This is a genomic window from Chryseobacterium antibioticum (genome assembly GCF_012927325.1).
GTDB lineage: Bacteria > Bacteroidota > Bacteroidia > Flavobacteriales > Weeksellaceae > Chryseobacterium > Chryseobacterium antibioticum.
Genome location: NZ_JABBGI010000008.1, coordinates 71257 through 89665, shown reverse-complemented (window position 1 = coordinate 89665; position 18409 = coordinate 71257). Strand labels below are relative to the sequence as shown.

14 protein-coding genes and 1 tRNA gene are annotated in these 18409 nt (G+C 38.3%); 6 read left to right on the top strand and 9 right to left on the bottom strand.

Annotated elements, in window-relative coordinates; translation table 11 throughout:
* Positions 1 to 230 precede the first annotated feature (230 nt).
* The 3 genes from HHL23_RS07870 to HHL23_RS07860 all read left to right on the top strand — a co-directional run bounded on the left by HHL23_RS07870 (position 231) and on the right by HHL23_RS07860 (position 1902).
* The gene (locus tag HHL23_RS07870) at positions 231 to 965 is read left to right on the top strand and encodes a carbohydrate binding domain-containing protein (protein WP_169234260.1); all 735 of its coding nucleotides are present in this window, start codon (positions 231 to 233) and stop codon (positions 963 to 965) included.
* Positions 937 to 1665, top strand: coding sequence for a S41 family peptidase (locus HHL23_RS07865; RefSeq protein ID WP_169234259.1), 729 nt, complete (start codon positions 937 to 939; stop codon positions 1663 to 1665). The genes HHL23_RS07870 and HHL23_RS07865 overlap by 29 nt, the downstream gene beginning before the upstream one ends.
* Before the next feature lie 165 nt (positions 1666 to 1830).
* Positions 1831 to 1902 (top strand) — tRNA-Arg (locus HHL23_RS07860).
* A 74-nt stretch (positions 1903 to 1976) separates the two neighbouring features.
* Here the strand turns inward: HHL23_RS07860 and HHL23_RS07855 are convergent.
* From HHL23_RS07855 to HHL23_RS07845, 3 genes are all read right to left on the bottom strand, one after another.
* Positions 1977 to 2891, bottom strand: coding sequence for a helix-turn-helix domain-containing protein (locus HHL23_RS07855; RefSeq protein ID WP_169234258.1), 915 nt, complete (start codon positions 2889 to 2891; stop codon positions 1977 to 1979).
* Between the two features lie 79 nt (positions 2892 to 2970).
* A complete protein-coding gene (locus tag HHL23_RS07850; protein WP_169234257.1) occupies positions 2971 to 3768 on the bottom strand; it encodes an SDR family oxidoreductase in 798 nt (265 codons plus the stop codon).
* Between the two features lie 209 nt (positions 3769 to 3977).
* A complete protein-coding gene (locus tag HHL23_RS07845; RefSeq protein WP_169234256.1) occupies positions 3978 to 5036 on the bottom strand; it encodes a 3-oxoacyl-ACP synthase III family protein in 1059 nt (352 codons plus the stop codon).
* Between the two features lie 241 nt (positions 5037 to 5277).
* Between HHL23_RS07845 and HHL23_RS07840 the strand changes: the two genes are divergently transcribed.
* On the top strand, positions 5278 to 8622 hold the full coding sequence (locus HHL23_RS07840) for a DEAD/DEAH box helicase (RefSeq protein ID WP_169234255.1): 3345 nt from the start codon (positions 5278 to 5280) through the stop codon (positions 8620 to 8622).
* Between the two features lie 91 nt (positions 8623 to 8713).
* Here the strand turns inward: HHL23_RS07840 and HHL23_RS07835 are convergent, their stop codons facing one another.
* From HHL23_RS07835 to HHL23_RS07815, 5 genes are all read right to left on the bottom strand, one after another.
* Positions 8714 to 10012 carry a GEVED domain-containing protein gene (locus tag HHL23_RS07835; RefSeq protein ID WP_169234254.1) on the bottom strand — a complete coding sequence of 433 codons (1299 nt, stop codon included), beginning with the start codon at positions 10010 to 10012 and terminating at the stop codon, positions 8714 to 8716.
* 208 nt (positions 10013 to 10220) lie between these two features.
* On the bottom strand, positions 10221 to 10736 hold the full coding sequence (locus HHL23_RS07830; protein ID WP_317174676.1) for an endonuclease V: 516 nt from the start codon (positions 10734 to 10736) through the stop codon (positions 10221 to 10223).
* Positions 10736 to 11098 carry a VOC family protein gene (locus tag HHL23_RS07825; RefSeq protein WP_169234253.1) on the bottom strand — a complete coding sequence of 121 codons (363 nt, stop codon included), beginning with the start codon at positions 11096 to 11098 and terminating at the stop codon, positions 10736 to 10738. Before HHL23_RS07825 ends, HHL23_RS07830 begins: the two co-directional genes overlap by 1 nt.
* Positions 11095 to 11541 carry a GNAT family N-acetyltransferase gene (locus HHL23_RS07820; RefSeq protein WP_169234252.1) on the bottom strand — a complete coding sequence of 149 codons (447 nt, stop codon included), beginning with the start codon at positions 11539 to 11541 and terminating at the stop codon, positions 11095 to 11097. The genes HHL23_RS07825 and HHL23_RS07820 overlap by 4 nt, the downstream gene beginning before the upstream one ends.
* Positions 11542 to 11982: 441 nt before the next feature.
* Complete coding sequence (locus tag HHL23_RS07815; RefSeq protein ID WP_169234251.1) at positions 11983 to 13026, bottom strand: M28 family metallopeptidase; 1044 nt, start codon at positions 13024 to 13026, stop codon at positions 11983 to 11985.
* A gap of 230 nt (positions 13027 to 13256) precedes the next feature.
* On the opposite strand from HHL23_RS07815, the gene HHL23_RS07810 reads away from it, so the two are divergent.
* Together HHL23_RS07810 and HHL23_RS07805 are read left to right on the top strand one after the other, a co-directional pair.
* Positions 13257 to 14069 (top strand): PhzF family phenazine biosynthesis protein, encoded by an 813-nt coding sequence (locus HHL23_RS07810; RefSeq protein WP_169234250.1) that lies wholly within the window; start codon positions 13257 to 13259, stop codon positions 14067 to 14069.
* 123 nt (positions 14070 to 14192) lie between these two features.
* On the top strand, positions 14193 to 15332 hold the full coding sequence (locus HHL23_RS07805; protein WP_169234249.1) for an aminotransferase class I/II-fold pyridoxal phosphate-dependent enzyme: 1140 nt from the start codon (positions 14193 to 14195) through the stop codon (positions 15330 to 15332).
* A gap of 131 nt (positions 15333 to 15463) precedes the next feature.
* On the opposite strand, the gene HHL23_RS07800 is transcribed toward HHL23_RS07805, so the two are convergent.
* Positions 15464 to 18199, bottom strand: coding sequence for a sodium-translocating pyrophosphatase (locus HHL23_RS07800; RefSeq protein WP_169234248.1), 2736 nt, complete (start codon positions 18197 to 18199; stop codon positions 15464 to 15466).
* Positions 18200 to 18409 lie beyond the last annotated feature (210 nt).

Below are 18409 nucleotides of genomic sequence, written 5' to 3'. Positions count from 1 at the left end.
TTGAAATAAAAATTTAAGCACAGCATTGTCGGCTGTGCTTTTTATTGTTGTCTAATTAAAAAAATGAGATGTTTTTATCTACTGGATCCGCTCCTAAAGAGCGGATTCTTTTATTAATAATGATACAGGTACTCTATATTCATTATCCTATTTTGGGTTTAGTCGCGTTAAAGTTTCATAAGAAGCTATTGTACTTCCCAACTTTTATATTTTTAGCCTCAAATTAACCAATGAAAAAAATCATATTGAGCATTGCTGTTCTGACAACAGGAATTTTGACACAGGCCCAATTACAAAACCCTGATTTCGAACAGACTGAAAACAGCTTTCCTTCAGCATGGAAAAGTGAACCCAATGATCTTTATCTGGTGAAAACAGATGACGTCGTTAAATATTCTGGGAAAAATTCTCTCCAAATCTCAAATACAGCAGATGCATCAGCCAGTATGCAGACTTTTTCACAGATGTTTCCTATTCAGGGAAGTGGATTTAGAAAAGTACGCCTCAGTGGTTATGTTCGTTCTGAAAACATTACAGGGAGTATTGCACTGTATGCGTATGTAAAAAATGGAGAAAAAATCACGATCGATCAGGGAAATTCTAAAACACAGAATCATAAAATAACAGCCAACAAAGACTGGAAAGAATATTCTTTAGAATTTGTAGTAGATGACAACGCAAAGAATTTTCTTTTTGGAGGCTTTTTATCAGGTAATGGAAAGGTATGGTTTGATGATTTTTCAGTTTCAGCGATTCCCTTTTCTGAAAAAGCAGCTTCTAAAGAGGCTTTAACCTATATTGATGAATTTAAAAATATCATTAAGAAAAACTCAATTTTTAAAGATAAAATAAACTGGTCGCCCCTTGAAAATCATCTGCAAATCATTTCAAAAGGCATGGAAACTGTAGATGACAGCTCTGGCAATCCAATACATCATGAAGAACCTGAAAGAAGCCGGAGATAATCATTCTTTTATAGATTCCAAAGCAAGTTTTGATAAGAAAAGCACCTCAAATCCCACAGCGATAGAACCTGAATCCCAATTGCTGGATCAAAATATCGGTTACGTAATGGTTCCGCCATTTTCATCTCTAAATAAGGAAGTGGGAAGTTCATTTGCAGGAAAGATCCAGAGCATGATCAGAAAACTGGATACAGACCACCTTATTAAAGGCTGGATCGTAGACCTCAGAACGAATATGGGAGGCAATATGCACCCAATGATTGCAGGTTTGGGCCCTCTGACCGGTGAAGGTATATTGGGCTATTTTGTAGATAGCAAGAAAAAAACACCATGGAAATATGCCAATGGAACCTGCGGTGCCATCACTGTCCTCAACCCATATGTGCTTCAAAACCCTAAAGCAAAAATTGCCGTTTTAATGGGTCCCCGAACTGCAAGCAGCGGTGAAGCCACAGCGATTTCCTTTATTGGAAAAGATAATGTAAAAACATTCGGACAACCTTCGGCAGGATATACAAGTGCTAACAGAGGTTTTAAGCTGAGCGACGGAAAAAAATTAATTTTAGCCGTTTCTTATGAAATGGACAGAACAGGAAAAGAATATAAAGAAAAAATCCAGCCTGATATCCCTGTAGCAACTTCAGAAAATACCAATACTGACGCTGAAATGGTTACCGCTATCCAATGGATTCAGGAATAACGGCTTTCTATTTCATCAGATTTATTTTAAAGATGAGATTTCTGAAAAAGTAAAAATAATGAAAGACTAAACCAGAAATGGTCAGATTTGTTTATAGAAGGAAAAGACTTTGCTGATGCAAAGTCTTTTTTATTACAATTAATTAGTAATTTTATTCCTGTCAAAGGCCTCATAGTTCAACGGATAGAATAGAAGTTTCCTAAACTTTAGATCCAAGTTCGATTCTTGGTGAGGTCACAATCCATTATGGATCATTATTAAAATTAAAGCACGATCATAATCTACTACTCTTTCATTCCAGACTAGGGAACTTAATTAAATGACTGTCTGTAACTTAAAGGCGTTTTATCTGTTTTCTTTTTAAACAGTTTATTAAAAGACTGTGGATGCTCAAAACCTAATGCATAAGCTACTTCAGATACTGAAAAACTGGTTGCTGTAAGATATTCTTTAGCCTTTTCAATTAGTTTTTCATGAATGTGCTGCTGTGCATTCTGCCCGGTAAGATTCCGAAGCATATCGCTTAGATAATGCGGAGACAGATTAAGTTTAGAAGCCAGAAATTCTACTGTGGGAAGACCTTTGTTTAATGTTTCCTGTTTATTGAAATAGTTCTCCAGAACCATATCCATTTTGAACAGCAGGTCACTATTCACCACTTTCCTTGTGATGAACTGTCGTTTATAAAAACGGTTGCTGTAATTCAGCAGAACCTCAATATAAGAAACAATCACATCCTGGCTGACTTCATCAATAGCTGTATTCAATTCATTTTTGATATTGTCCAGCAATCCGGTGATGACTGTTTTCTCCTGGTCAGACAAATGCAGAGCTTCGTTGGTGTCATAGGAGAAGAAACCAAATTTCTTAATATTCTTAGCTAAAGGATAGCTCCGTATAAAATCAGGATGTACCAGCAGAGTATAGCCGCAGTATTCTGCATCCACATCGGTAGAAAGGATCTGTCCCGGTGACGTAAACATCATTCCTCCTTCATTAAAGTCATAATATCCCTGTCCGTATGCCATTTTTCCATGCTCAGAAAATTTATAAGAAATCTTATAGAAATTAAAATGAAAACTTCTGTTCAGCAGCTCTTTATTAACAATCATTTTGGTATTATCGACTAAACTCACCAGCGGATGAAGTGGTTTAGGGAGCTTCAGCAGATTGTGAAGTTCCGATATGGACGAAATTTTCAAAGGGGTATGGTCTTTCTTTTCCATGATATAAAAGTATTAAATATTTAGCTTAAAAGACAGCATAAATAAAGCCTACTTATGCCGTCTCAAGATTTAAAGTACTTTAGATAAACTGTTTTCCGAACTGCTCTCTGAAAAGTTCATCTCCCAGCTCAAGACGCTGTGCATATAATGCTTTGGCATCTTCTCCTGCTACATATCTCAACTGTTTTTTACCGTCTGTAGCAGCTTCATAAACCACTTCAGCAATCTGCATGGGCTCAGAAGCCGCTTCCATCATTCCTTCCATTTTGGAAAATAATGAATGGGTCATTTCTTCATAAGCGGGACTTGTTGCAGCATCTAATGAACGGCTTACAAAATCTGTTTTAATTCCTCCCGGAGACACTGTTTTGATATCAATTCCGAATCTGTTCAGTTCAAAAGCTAAACTTTCGCTCCAACCTTCCAGTGCCCATTTGGTGGCATGGTAAGTAGATCCTAAAGGAAACGCAATCAATCCACCTATTGATGTGGTAGAAATAAACATTCCGCTTTTTCTCTCTCTGAAATACGGGATAAATGCTTGTGTCACGCGAATTACTCCTAAAAGGTTGGTGTCAAGCTGTTTTAAGATCTGCTCATCTGACAAAGCTTCCAATGGTCCGATAAGGCCGTATCCTGCATTATTGAATACTACGTCTACAGTACCCAGTTCAAGAGCTTTGTTAACGGTTGATTTGATCTGTTCAAGGTTGGTAACATCTAGTGGAAGCACGGTTATATTGTCCAAACCACTAAGCTCCGTATCTGCTTCAGGGTTTCTCATGGTTGCAATAACGTTCCATCCTCTGCTTTGGAATAATTGGGCAGCCGCTTTTCCTAATCCTGTTGAAGCACCTGTTATAAAAATTGTTTTCATTTTGTTCTGTATTAAATTAACAGGACAAAGGTCAGCATTAGAATAAAGGTTGGAGTTGCCAAATTGGATTAACGTGTAGCCAAAACGGATTTGAATAAATAAAAGACCAATAAAAAAGGCTCAGATCATAAAAATCTGAGCCTTTTTTCAAATAAGAGATGGAACAGCATGATGATTTACATCACTACTTCCCTGTCTGATATAATAAGTTAAAATTTATAAACAAATGAATTGATATTCATCCCTGCTCCAACAGAGGCAAATAAAACAACATTGCCTTCTTTTATTTCGTGGGAAGGAAGTTCTCCATTTAGGATCATGGTAAGCAAAGTTGGAATGGTAGCTACACTGCTGTTTCCTAATTTAGAAATCACCATGGGCATTATATTTTCCGGCATGGGAAGGTCGTAAAGCTGATAAAAGCGTTTTACGATAGCCTCATCCATTTTTTCATTCGCCTGATGAATAATAATTTTATCCAGCTGATCTATAGAATATCCGCTGGCATCCATACATTTCTTCATGGCATCCGCTACATTAACCAGGGCAAATTCATAGATCTTACGACCATCCATCTTGATGTATTTGGTATCAGGACAGCTTTCGTTATTGTAAGACTTTCCAAAAAACAGGAAGTCTTTTTCATTTAAAGTATATGAGGCAGATAAGTGAGATTGTATTCCACTGTTATCTTCGCTGGCTTCCAGAATGGCTGCTCCTGCTCCATCGGCGTAGATCATACTGTCTCTGTCATGAGCATCAACAACCCTGGAAAGTGTTTCTGCACCAATAACCAGACAACGTTTTGCAATACCGGATTTAATAAAGGCATTGGCCTGTATAATACCTTCAATCCAGCCGGGACATCCAAACAGGACATCGTAGGCCACACAGAAATTATTTTTGATCTTTAGCAGATGTTTTACTCTTGAGGCAAGACTTGGAACACTATCCGACTGGACGGTACCAAATCGAACGTCTCCAAAATTGTGCGCAAATATGATATAATCCAATGTTTCAGGATCTATTTTAGAATTTTCTATCGCTCTCTGTGCTGCGATCAGTCCCAGATCAGAGGTCACCTGATGTTCAGATGCATACCTTCTTTCTTCGATGCCGGTAATTTCCTTGAGCTTTCTGGCAATAATATCATTCGGTTCCTTTAATGACTCTCCGTTTTTATTAATAAAATGATGCTGGTCAAAAAATAAATTTGTAATTGTCTCCGGCGGAATATAATTGCCGACTCCTATAATCTTGCTTGTCATTAAAAAAAAATTATAATCTTCTTAAATTCATTTCGTATTTTTTCGTGAATTCAAATATTCTACAATAATAACGATAAAATATTTATTAATCGTATGATAAAATAGAATTGAATATTTATATTGGTATTCAGAGCATACAATAAGCTCGCAATATCTATTTAATCGTCCTCTACCATTGGTTTTTTACTTCATTCAGGATCCCTTTGATTTTTGTCATGCTTTTTCGTAAATTCGCCTGCTTATGGCAGCATATATTCTTGAAAATAAAAGCATCACGACGCTTTCTGTTTATGATCTTTTAAAACACACCTCAGGGAGTGCATTTCTGGAGATCAGAGATTTTCATGAAATATATCCTACTGCCATTGAAAACAATAATGCGATTTTTACCAAAAGCTCTCCATTAAAGGATTTTCCAGATGTTTCGGTAAGCCAGATCGGCAGTTCTATAGTAAGTACCTGCAGCTGCAACAGCGCTAAAGACAAACTTTGTGAGCATCAGACAGAAATTATCCACTGTATTCTGGAAAATAAAAATTTCAGGACTTTTTTTGATCCGTTTCTTCGCAAAAAGCTGTTGATTGCCAAAGCCAAAAGTTATGGCTTAGAAAATGAGCCGGATCTGGATGCTTATTTCGAACTGGAATACACCGAAGGAAAAGTTGAAGTGTGTCCTAAGATCAAAGAGATGTTGCCAATAGATGAGAATGTTTTTAAACAACATCTGCTTCCCCAACGCTCTTCAGTGATCGAGGAACTGGCTTTACGGGAAAATGGTAAAAGAAAGATACTGGTTATTGGTAGACATCGTTACTACAGTCATCTGAACTTTTCGCTGATGGAATCTGAAACCACACAGAGCGGAAAGATCAAGAATCCAGTAAATCCCGTTGATGCTATGCAGCTAATCTGGAAAGCAGAAGAACCGCAACATATTAAATTCTACACCGCTGTCTCTGCTTTTCGGAACAATTATAATGAAGATTACAATCCGGCAGAACTTGAGGCTTTAAAACTTATCGTACAGAATCCGCTTGGCCTGGAAACGTATTATCATGACCGGGAACTGTCGGAAACCATTTCAGCAAAATCTCTGGTTCCTGTGCATCTTGAAGTTTTACATGCAGAAATGCAGCTTTCGGTATTTAAAAAAGATCCTTTTTATGAAATAACGGGCGAATTGGAGTTCAATGATATTTCCATTCCGTTTAAAAATGTCACGATCAGGAATGAATATTTTGTCTACAGCCGAAATACTTTCAGTTTTGTAGATGATCCAGATATGCTGAGGGTTATTAAATTTTTTAAAGCCAATAATGAGATCCTGCTCGTCCATTCCTCAAAATACGAAGCATTTATGCAGAACGTACTCGCTTCACTTGAACAGCGTATCCATATTAATTATAGCTACATACAAATAGCAACTCCAGTACAGCTTGAAGAAAAAAAGCACAGAAATGAAAGGATCGTTTATCTTCGCCAGCAGGGAAATTATATTGCCATAACCCCGGTCATGAAGTATGGTCAGGCAGAAGTTGCCGTATATTCCAGAAAACAGCTTTTCGGTACAGACCAGAATGGCAATGTGTTTAAAATTGACCGAAGTGATGCTGAAGAAGCCCGTTTTACGTCTCTCATTATGAAACAGCACCCGGATTTTGAAGCACAGATGGATGGTTATGATTATTTTTATCTGCACAAAGATAAGTTTCTGGATGAGGATTGGTTTTTGCATGCTTTTGAAACCTGGAGGAGTGAAGGCGTGATCATACTGGGATTCAACGAACTCAAAAACAACAAGCTTAATGGACACCGGGCCAAAATTAATATTCAGATTACCAGCGGACTGGACTGGTTCAATGCTAAACTTAAGGTTAGTTTTGGGCAGAAAGATGCTGCTTTAAAACAGCTTCACCGTGCTATCCGCAACAGAAGCAAGTTTGTACAGCTTGATGATGGTACACTTGGTGTTCTTCCGGAGGAATGGATCAACAGAATGAATGAGTTTTTCCGGATCGGAGAAATTGATTCTGAAGACCTTAAAATTCCGAAGATCAATTTTACGGAAGTCTCCACTCTGTTTGAGAAAGAAGTTTTAAGTGAGGAAATGCAACAAGAACTTTCTTCCTACTCGCTTCAGTTCTTATCTGTTAAAGATATTCCTCAAATAGGTATTCCTAAAGGATTAAATGCAGTATTGAGAGATTATCAGCATGACGGACTCAACTGGCTCGACTTTTTGGACGGTTTCAATTTCGGAGGCTGTCTGGCCGATGATATGGGACTGGGAAAAACGCTTCAAGTCATTGCATTCATCCTGTCTCAAAGGGAAAAACGGGGACATACAACCAATCTCGTTGTGGTTCCTACTTCCCTTCTCTTCAACTGGCAGGAAGAAATCAACAAGTTTGCGCCGTCTATAAAGGTGATGACACATTATGGAGAAGACCGACTAAAAGCCTCAGAGCATTTGTCCGAGTATGAAATCGTGCTTACCAGCTACGGAATGCTACTTTCGGATATTCGTTTTCTGAAAGATTTCCGCTTCAATTATGTTTTCCTTGATGAATCGCAGACCATTAAAAACCCTAATTCGGAAAGGTATAAAGCAGCTCGTCTGTTACAGTCGAGAAACAGGATCGTTCTTACCGGAACTCCTATTGAAAATAATACGTTTGATCTTTACAGCCAGCTTTCTTTTGCGTGTCCGGGACTTTTGGGAAGCAAACAGTATTTTAAGGATATTTATGCTGTTCCCATTGATAAATTTGAATATGGAAAACGGGCACAGGAACTTCAGCAGAAAATAAAGCCTTTTATTCTTCGCAGAACCAAGAAACAAGTTGCCAAAGAGCTTCCTGAAAAAACAGAAATGGTAATTTATTGTGAAATGGATGCTGAACAGCGTAAGATTTATGACGCTTACGAAAAGGAACTTCGTGAATTTATTGCCGCCAATGATGACGATGATCTGAATAAAAACAGCATGCATGTTCTGACGGGACTTACCAAGCTCCGACAGATCTGTAATTCTCCGGTACTTTTAAAAGAAGGATATTCCAATGAGCATGCCGTGAAAATAGAAGTATTGATGGAACAGATACAAAGTAAATCGAAGGATCATAAAATCCTAGTCTTCTCACAATTTGTAGAGATGCTGGATTTACTTAAAGCTGAACTTGAACGTAAAAAGATTCCTTTTGAATACCTTACCGGGCAAACCAAAAACAGAGGTAAAGTCGTCAATAATTTCCAGGAGAATGAAGAGGTCAGGGTATTTCTGATCAGTTTAAAAGCCGGTGGTGTGGGGCTTAATCTTACCCAGGCAGATTACATTTACCTGGTAGATCCATGGTGGAATCCTGCAGCGGAAAATCAGGCGATCGACCGAAGCTACCGTATCGGACAGACTAAAAATGTGATCGCTGTACGGTTGATCTGCTCGAATACTGTGGAAGAGAAGATCTTAAGTCTTCAGAAAAAGAAGAGCGAATTGGCTCAAAATCTGCTCCAGACTGACGGAACCGGCATTCAAAAGCTGTCAAAACATGATTTACTGGGCCTGTTGGGACCCAAACCGTTATAGAAAGCTTATTCCTCCAAAAAAGAAAACCGACAGATAGAGTCTGCCGGTCTAAAAAACAAAAATTGATATGGATATGATTAGATAAGTGTTCTTATTTTTTGATGATTTTTTCAGTCATGCTTTTTTTATCTCTGGTGTAGATCTTAATCAGGTAAGTTCCTGAGGTAAGACTTTCCATATTGATTACGTCAGATGTGCCTTCTGTCAGCTTTTGACCTGCCAGATTGTAAATTTCGTATTTCTCCAATCCAGCCTCAGTTTTTACTGTTAAAGAACCTGATGTAGGATTAGGATATACTTTTGCAGAAGACTTTTTTGTTACCTCTGATGTCGCCAGATTTGCAGCTTTTACGTTTAAAGTATAATCTTCAACCTGTCCGATGAACCATCCGGAAGGACACGGAAGATTTTGCAGTGTTCCCATCCATGAGCTGGATTCGTAAGCTTTCACAATTCTGAAACGAGTCTGTCCAAGCAGCGCATCAGCAGGAATGTTGATCGTACCGGACGTTACTCCGGACTGTCTGCCGGGAATTGGGTCGGAATTATCTAGATAACCCAGATTAAATACTTCATTGGAATCAAATACATTATTGTGATTAAGATCTATGTAAGCATAAGCCGAGACGGTCGTCTGCCCCTGAGTTCCTCCTGTAATTGTTATGGGGTAAGAGCTTCCTCTGTTCACATTGAAAACAGTCCCTGTAAAGTTCTCGATTACATCTGAGTTCCCATCTATGTGGCTTTCTCTGGAAATCCCGACAAATTCTACCTTTGTAATTTCACTGACAGTCAGGGTTGTTACATTCTCAGCTCCGCAGTATGGAGAAGGAAAAACCACATTACTCCCTGCAATATTAACGGTATAATCTTCTGTCTGTCCTGCTCTTAAACCCGTATCACATGCTGTATTGATTGAATTGGCAGCATTGGGATCAGAATAAGCGGCGGTATTGGTATTTTTAAGCACTCTCATTCTCGTGGTACCGGATCCTGCATGAGCTGGAACCAGAATAGTACCGGTTATTGTCATAGCATTGAAAGGATTAGCTGCTCCCAGTCTTCCGATATTGAAACTTTCTCCTGCATCATCAAAATTCCCGTTTCTGTTAAAATCAATGAAGACAACAACGTCACTTGGGAAAGTACTGGAGGGCCCTTTTACAGAGATCTGGTAACTGTTTCCCGCCTGAAGGTCAGTAGACATCAAAGTAAAATCTTCATATACCTGTGCGCTTTCGGACTGAGAAGACGACGTATTATTGATCGTCCCAAAGCTAACATGGGTGATCATATTGCTGTCGGCTCCATATTGAAATGCCGGAGTACAATACTGTGCATTCATCATCATATAGAATACCACAGCAGATAGAGTAGATAATTTCTTCATTTATTCCTTATTTTCTTGAGACAAATTTATGTTTATTTAGAATTAATAAAAATAAGAAACGAATGATATTTGTCACCTTTTGCGGAATAATTTAAAAATCACGCAAACAATTCAAGTTAATGCATTGATAATATGACAATTGAAAACTTCTGTTATCAAAGTTTAATGAGCAATACCATTGAAATTATATATAATTTTATGAAAATGATTATGTTCTGGAGAGTTGATCCAGCTTTTTAAGAAGGGCTGGCATACGATAAGAGCCGGACATTTGCTCCACTTTAGGAAGTATTTGATCAGCCTCTACTCCTTTTGCTGTCAGAAACAGTGGCGTTTTACTTTCCCCTCTGAACACGCTTATTCTTTGGGAGTCGGGTGATGCAAATTCGTTCTTTGCAATCCCGATGACCGGATATTTTTGGTTCAAAGCTTTGTACAAATAGCCTCCAAGTCCCATTTTCCCGTCGTTGTCAAGGATAACATAGCCATCTACTATAATAAGATCTCCTTCTTTTAGTTCGATCTTCTTCAGCAGGCTCAAAATGCAGGGTAATTCCCTTTTATAGAATGCACCACTCTCATAGTCGGAGGTGATGTCTGTTTTTTCAATAAAAATTTCAGATTCTTTTTCGGAAGTCCAGTCTTCAAATGCGATACAAACGGTGTTCGCATAATCCTCATAATAATAAGTATCAAAAGCGTAAATCATATTTCCCTTCTTCATTAAAAAAATTCACCAAAATGCCACAAAATCCCAGACGGATCATGTACAAAGCATTCCTTTCCCCATTCCATAGTTCTTACAGGCGTAAGTCTCACGCCTTCATATTTTTCTGGAAGATGTAAAGTCTGAAGTTCTTTCCAGAAATCATCTGTATTGTCGACCTCCATAAAGATCATGGTATTGTCAACCCAATCTTTAGTATAATAATCCTGAAGATAAAACCCGGTTTCCTGCTTTTTAAATAGCGATAATTTGGGTTCCAAAATCACTTCCTCGAATCCCAGGTCTTTATAAAAACTTCTGCTTATCTCAAAATTTTCAGCTCCAATAAACGGTCTGATAGATTTTACCCCTTGTTTCACGATTGTATACTTTTCCAGTTATTAAATGTCATTTCAAACCTGATCTCTTTTCCGTGGGTTCCTGTCTCCTGCCATCCGGATTTTTGATAGAACGTTGCGGCTCTTGTTCCTGGTGCAGTTCCCAGCCAGACATCTTCTTTGGTCTGCTCAAAGTACCAGTCGAGCATGATGTCGTGAAGTTTCCTTCCAATGCCGAGTTTTTCAAAGTCAGGATGTAAAAAAAGGGCCCAGATATTATTTTCTTTCAGATCTACAATGGAGAAACCGACAATTTGGGATTCTATTTCGCATACCCAACCTTTTCCTCTTTCAAACAGGAATTCTTCACAGTCTGCATCGGTTACCAGTGCAGGATCGGAAAGCATATTTTCTTTCACTGAGTTTCTTACGACCTGTATTTGTGAAATGTCTTCTGGTCTGGCTTCACGGATAACTGTGTTCATTGAAAAATATAATTAAAACTTACTGTAATTTTATTACAATTTTGGCTAAAGCCATATTCTTGTTGACTATTTTTATAAAACGGGCTAAAGCCCGTTTCTATTGAATATAGTGTATGTTGATCAACGCAAAAGCGCAATTTTTAATTTACCTCATGGTTTTAAGGCGCAAGAATTTTATCTCCAATAAAACTGCATACTGCTGGAAAATCACATCCTTAAAAAAATAAATACTCCCCGGGGCAGAGCCCCGAAGTATTCAACGGAAGAGAATTTATTTTTAGTTTTATGAAAAACCATCCGTTTTTCAAGCTTTTCCTCACTTACCCCGAGGCAAAGCCTAGAGGTATTCTCTTCGAATAAAAACGATTGATTTACAAGATATTAACATTTATTATTTAAAGTAATTCCCTTTACGCTTTTGCAATGATCCAACGCTATACATTATTTCTTGTCTACCACAATTCTTTCCGTCCTATTGGCAATCTCCCAGGCCGTTGCGAAAACAAGCTGTGTTCTTTTCTCCAATAATTGATAATCTATTTTCTCAGGATCATCTGTCGGTTTGTGATAATCTTCATGGATACCATCGAAGAAAAAGGCTACCGGAACATTGTTTTTAGCAAAGTTATAATGGTCTGAACGGTAATACAGCTGCTCCGGATCTGCCGGATCATCATATTTATAGTTCAATTCCAAATTGTTCGTTTTCTTATTGGCGGTTTCATTGATTACCTTCAGTTGTGAGCTCAGCATTTCGGAACCGATCACATAAACGTACTGCTTTCCTCTGTTTTCAGCGTCATCACGGCCAATCATATCAATATTCAGGTCAACTACTGTATTGGCAAGTGGAAATACAGGGTTGCTGGTGTAGTATTCGGACCCAAACAGACCATGCTCCTCTCCTGTTACATGAAGGAAGAGAATGGATCTTTTTGGCCCTTTTCCAGCCTTTTTAGCTTCCTGAAAGGCTTTTGCAATCTGCATAACCGCTACAGTTCCGCTTCCGTCATCATCAGCTCCGTTGTACACTACTCCATTTTTAGTTCCTACATGGTCGTAATGGGCAGAAACCACTATTATTTCTTCAGGCTTTTCACTTCCTTCAATGAAAGCAAGAATATTTTCAGAATCAGGAAGGTTTCCGCCACCTCTTTTTTTCATAAATTCAGCAGGAACCTTCTGGTAATAGGATCCTAATGCCTTTGGAGGAGTAATTCCTAAGCTTTTATAATAATTAATCATATACTCACCCGCTTTCTTTTGCCCCGGACTTCCTGTATCTCTTCCTTCCATTTCGTCGGAAGCGATAACATATAAGTTTTTCTTTAACTCATCAGCTTTAATCGTTTTATATGCAGACAGAAATGCTTTGTCAGGATTTGTTACAGATGATGACTGGGCTAAAGCTCCTTCGGAAGTTTTCGTTGTTCTGCAACTGACCATTACAGCCAGGCCCAACAACGGGATAAGTATTTTTTTCATATGATAATAATTTGCTTAAAAATAGCAAATTTTATTGAATGTAGATGCTCTGGTAACTCTATTAAATCACAATATAAAAAACATTGCAATTAAAATTATCTGATCTCGATAAGTCATTTTGAAAAGAACTGATTAAAATAAAATATAGAAATACAAATGCAATCATAGAATAAACAAATCAGTTTCAATTTCTAATTAAGCTTACTTTGTAGGTCTAAATGTTAAAAGTTATGAGGATCAAGTCATTTATCGTGGATGCATTTACAGATTCCCTATTTAAAGGAAATCAGGCCGGAGTCTGTATTCTGGAACATCCAATCAGTGAAAATAATATGATTAATATGGCAAAGGAATTTGGCTTTTCGGAAACAGCCTTTGTCGTCCATCAACAAACCGATGTCTACTCAATACGCTACTTTTCTCCTGTTACTGAAATTCCTTTATGTGGACATGCTACTTTAGCATCAGCAAAAGCTTTGTTTAACGAATTTCCTGAGCTGAACAAGGTTATTTTTAACACTCATTTTGGGCAAGTTCTTGAAGTATTTAAAAGACTTTCGCACATTGAAATGTTTTTCCCGGTGCATGAAACTGAAAAAGCAGTTCTTTCTGAAGAAATAAAAACCGCTATCGGCATTAAGGATATTATTAACTGTGAATATAACAAGGACCATAATATTCTGATGGCAGAAATAGAAAGCAGTGATGAATTGCAACGTCTGGCTCCTAATTTTAATGTCTTAAGAAGTATCAAAAGTTCCTTTAGTGGGGTTCTTGTTACTTCCCTTTCATCAAAGCCTGGTTATGATTTTGAATACCGTTATTTCTGGCCCTGGTCAGGTTCAGATGAAGATCCTGCAACCGGTGGTGTACAGAGTTTTTTATGCAGATACTGGGCATTAAAACTTAATAAAACAATTCTGAAAGCTTTTCAAAGTTCTTCCCGTACGGGAAGTATGGAGGTTGAATTGAAAGATAAAAAAACAATAATCAAAAGCAATGCAGTTATTTTTTTAAAAGGAGAAATACATATTGATGTTTAGTTCATCAATTTTTTTAATGAGAAAGTATATCAGAATACATTTAAAGATAACACTTTGCAATCTATGATTTGTCAGATTTAATGAATACTTATTTTCCTTATATTTGATATAATTACAAAATAGATGGAAAAAATTTACGGATTTACACATTATTCCTTTTTCACGGAAATGTCTGAACTTGCCACAAAACATAATAGTTTTGATCTTTCTCTGGGACTTCCCGATTTTGAGATTGACAGCCGTCTTAAATTATTTTTAAAAGAAGCTGCAGATCATCAGTGTCATCAATATGAGCCGCTTGCAGGAAATCCTTTACTGATAAAAAATATTATTACCTACAATGCGACAAGGGCCAACAGCATTACGCTTAAGGAAAATGAGGTCACCATCATTCCATGTGCAACTTTTGCTTTATATACCGCCCTTAAATCTATTTTAAATCAAGGAGATGAAGTGATTATTATTCAGCCTTCCTATTATACTTACGGACCTTCTGTTGTATTAAACGGTGGCATTCCTATCTATTATGATCTTGAACATGATTTTACCATCAACTGGGAAAAATTTAAAAGCTGTATTTCTGAAAAAACAAAAGCAGTCATTGTGAATTCCCCGCAAAATCCTACGGGTACAATCCTGAAACAAAGCGACTGGAATCAGCTGTATGAATTGATAAAGCATCAGGAAATTTATCTGCTTTCAGAGGAAATTTACGATACCTATTGCTATGACGGACTTGAACATTACAGTTCTTTTCTGCATCCTGAACTGAAAAACAGAACGTTCTGTATTTTCTCTTTTGGAAAAATGTTCCATACATCCGGCTGGAAAGTCAGTTATTTGCTGGCTTCTGAAGATCTGACCGCAAAATTCAGATGCCATCAGCAGTATATTTCTTATAGCGCCAGTGCTCCCGCTCAGTATGCCCTGGCCAGATATCTGGAAGTATTTGATTCATCCGAAAACAGAGCCATAATGCAGCACAAAAGAGATATATTTAACGAAATGATTGCATTCACGCCATTAGAAGCCACAAGAAAAGCCGAAGGAAGCGTGTTTCAAATCGTTAATTTCAGAAATGTTTCAAAAACAATGACGGATGTGGAGTTCTCAAAATGGCTGACCGTAGAGAAAAAAACATCCTGTCTGCCTCTTTCTGCATTTTATAATTCACGCCAGAACTCAGATTATGTACGGTTCAGTTTTGCTAAAAAAGATGAATTGATCATCCATGCTCTGGAACATCTGCAAAGAAATCTTTAAGCAGGAAAAACATTCTGTTTTTACCCCTTAGATTTCTCACAGACTACCTACCCTTATTTGACCTACAAAGTTTTTATATTCATAAAAAAGCACCGCCTTGGGCGGTGCTTTGGATATCTGTTGATTTGATTTTAAAGAGCAAGAACTCTTACATCAATTCTTCTGTTTTTAGCTTTGCACTCATCGGTATCATTTGCTTCACAAACAGGATGCTGCGAGCCATAGCCTTCCGCTTCTACCCTGTCTGAGGAAATTCCTAATTCCAGAAGCTTCAGTTTTGCCGTCTGAGCTCTTAGATTGGATAACTTCTGATTGCTTTCTTCATTACCCGTGTTATCGGTATACCCTCCTAATTTTATTTTCAAATCAGGATAGGCATTTAGAATTCCTGCAAGATTATTCAGCTGTAATTCCGAACCGGCTTTCAGGTCACTTGATCCCGTTTGAAAATAAAGATTTTCTAATGTGTACCAGTTATTAGGATCTACGACGGTTTTATCTTTTTGATTCACCGCATTATACAATTGAAATAATCTGCTTCCTTCTCCCAAGGTGATGGTTTTTCCTCCTTTCAGTTTTATTTCCTGGATGGTTCCGGTCTCATAGACAAAATCTCCGTTTTCATTAAGTTGTCCTTTAACCTCTTTTGGAGACACAGGTGTTGCCTGAATCCCTGCATACGCTGTAGATGAGCTGGCATTATACGCTTTTGTCAGGCTTTCCAGTTTAGCCTTTCTATTGGCTTCAATTTTATCTTTATGTATCACGGCCAATGTTGGTGCAATCACCAATGAAACAATAGACATCAACTTGATCAGGATATTCATTGATGGTCCTGAAGTATCTTTAAACGGATCTCCCACTGTATCTCCCGTAACGGAAGCTTTATGAGGTTCTGAACCTTTGTAATACGTCTGACCATTAATATCAACACCTTTTTCAAATGACTTTTTAGCATTATCCCACGCGCCTCCGGCATTATTCTGGAACATTCCCATCAGAACGCCACATACGGTAGCACCAGCCAAAAATCCTCCTAAGACTTCAGGTCCGAAAATAAAACCGACTAAAATTGGTGAAATAATGGTAATCGCTCCCGGAAGCATCATTTTTCTGATGGATGCATCGGTGGAGATCGCTACACATTTTTCGTATTCAGGCTGTGCTTTTCCTTCCAAGATCCCCGGAATTTCACGAAACTGCCTTCTTACCTCTTCTACCATAGCCATTGCTGCCTGTCCTACTGCTGTAATCGCAAGGGATGAGAATATGAACGGTATCATTCCCCCTACAAACAATCCTGCCAGAACATCGGCTCTGTAGATATCAATACCGTCAATGCCAGCAATGCCTACAAAGGCTGCAAATAAGGCAAGCGCCGTCAATGCTGCAGAAGCAATCGCAAATCCTTTCCCACTGGCTGCTGTTGTGTTTCCAACGGCATCCAGGATATCTGTTTTTTCACGGACTTCTTTTGGAAGTTCACTCATTTCAGCAATTCCTCCGGCATTATCTGCAATCGGCCCGAAAGCATCAATGGCAAGCTGCATAGCGGTGGTTGCCATCATTCCGGCTGCTGCAATGGCTACTCCGTACAGTCCGGCACATAAATAAGATCCGTAGATACCGCCTGCCAGTACCAAGATCGGAAGCAATGTAGATTCCATTCCTACAGCCAGACCACCGATAATATTTGTTGCATGTCCTGTAGAAGACTGTCTTACAATACTGGCAACGGGTCTTTTACCCATCGCGGTATAATATTCTGTGATGATACTCATCAAGGTTCCTACGACAAGTCCTACCATTATAGCTCCAAAAACCCCCATTTTAGTAAACTCATGACCTCTGAGCGTCATTTTTTCAGGAAGAAGATAGTTCACCAGAAAATAAGAGGATATAGCTGTAATCACGATACTTCCCCAGTTCCCCAGATTCAGGGCATTCTGTACGCTGGAAGTAGACGAACCTTCATTATCATTAATTCTTACAAATAAAGTTCCAACCATAGAGAAAATAATCCCTGTTCCTGCAATAAGCATCGGAAGGAGAATAGGTGCAAATCCTCCGAACGAATCATCAGACATTGTTTCTCTACCCAAAACCATTGTTGCCAACACCGTTGCGACGTACGAACCGAACAAATCGGCTCCCATACCTGCCACATCTCCTACATTATCACCTACGTTGTCAGCAATCGTAGCAGGGTTTCTAGGATCATCTTCGGGAATGCCTGCTTCCACTTTTCCTACGAGGTCTGCTCCTACATCGGCAGCTTTTGTGTAGATTCCTCCACCTACTCTTGCAAAAAGTGCAATGGATTCTGCACCCAGAGAAAATCCGGTAAGAATTTCAATTGTTTTTTCCATTTCATGCGAATCGACTGTTGCCTCCGGAGCAAAGATCTGTTTAATGATCAGAAAAAGAGATCCTAAACCCAGAACTGCCAGTCCGGCAACCCCCATTCCCATTACAGAACCTCCTGTAAAGGAAACCTTCAAAGCTTTGGAAAGTGAAGTTCTTGCAGCTTCTGCGGTTCTCACATTGGCTTTGGTAGCGATTTTCATTCCGATAAAACCTGCGAGAGCAGAAAATACGGCTCCAACGGCAAAAGCAACCCCAATACTCCAGTGAGAGTTGGCATTACTGGATCCCATCACAGCAAGCAGTATAGACACTACCACTACGAAATAGGTTAAAATCTTGTACTCAGCCTTTAGAAAGGCCATGGCACCGTCAGCGATATGTCCGCTGATTATTTTCATTTTCTCATTTCCGGCATTCTGCTTACTTACCCAGTTACTCTGCAGGAAAGTATACAATAAGGCGACAACGCCAAAAACCGGAATTAAATAGAACAAATCCATAGTTTATTATTTTTATATTAATAAATAGTAATTAGTTTTATAAATATAACAAAAATTCCATGGTTTTATTAAACCTTGTTTTATAATATCTTTTTCGTAGATTTAAAGAACACCACAAAACAGAATATGGTATGAAAGCATTAATTTACTTCATCTTTTCAGCATTTCTTATTGTCTATCTGGTATGGATAGGCTGATGTAGATTGATAT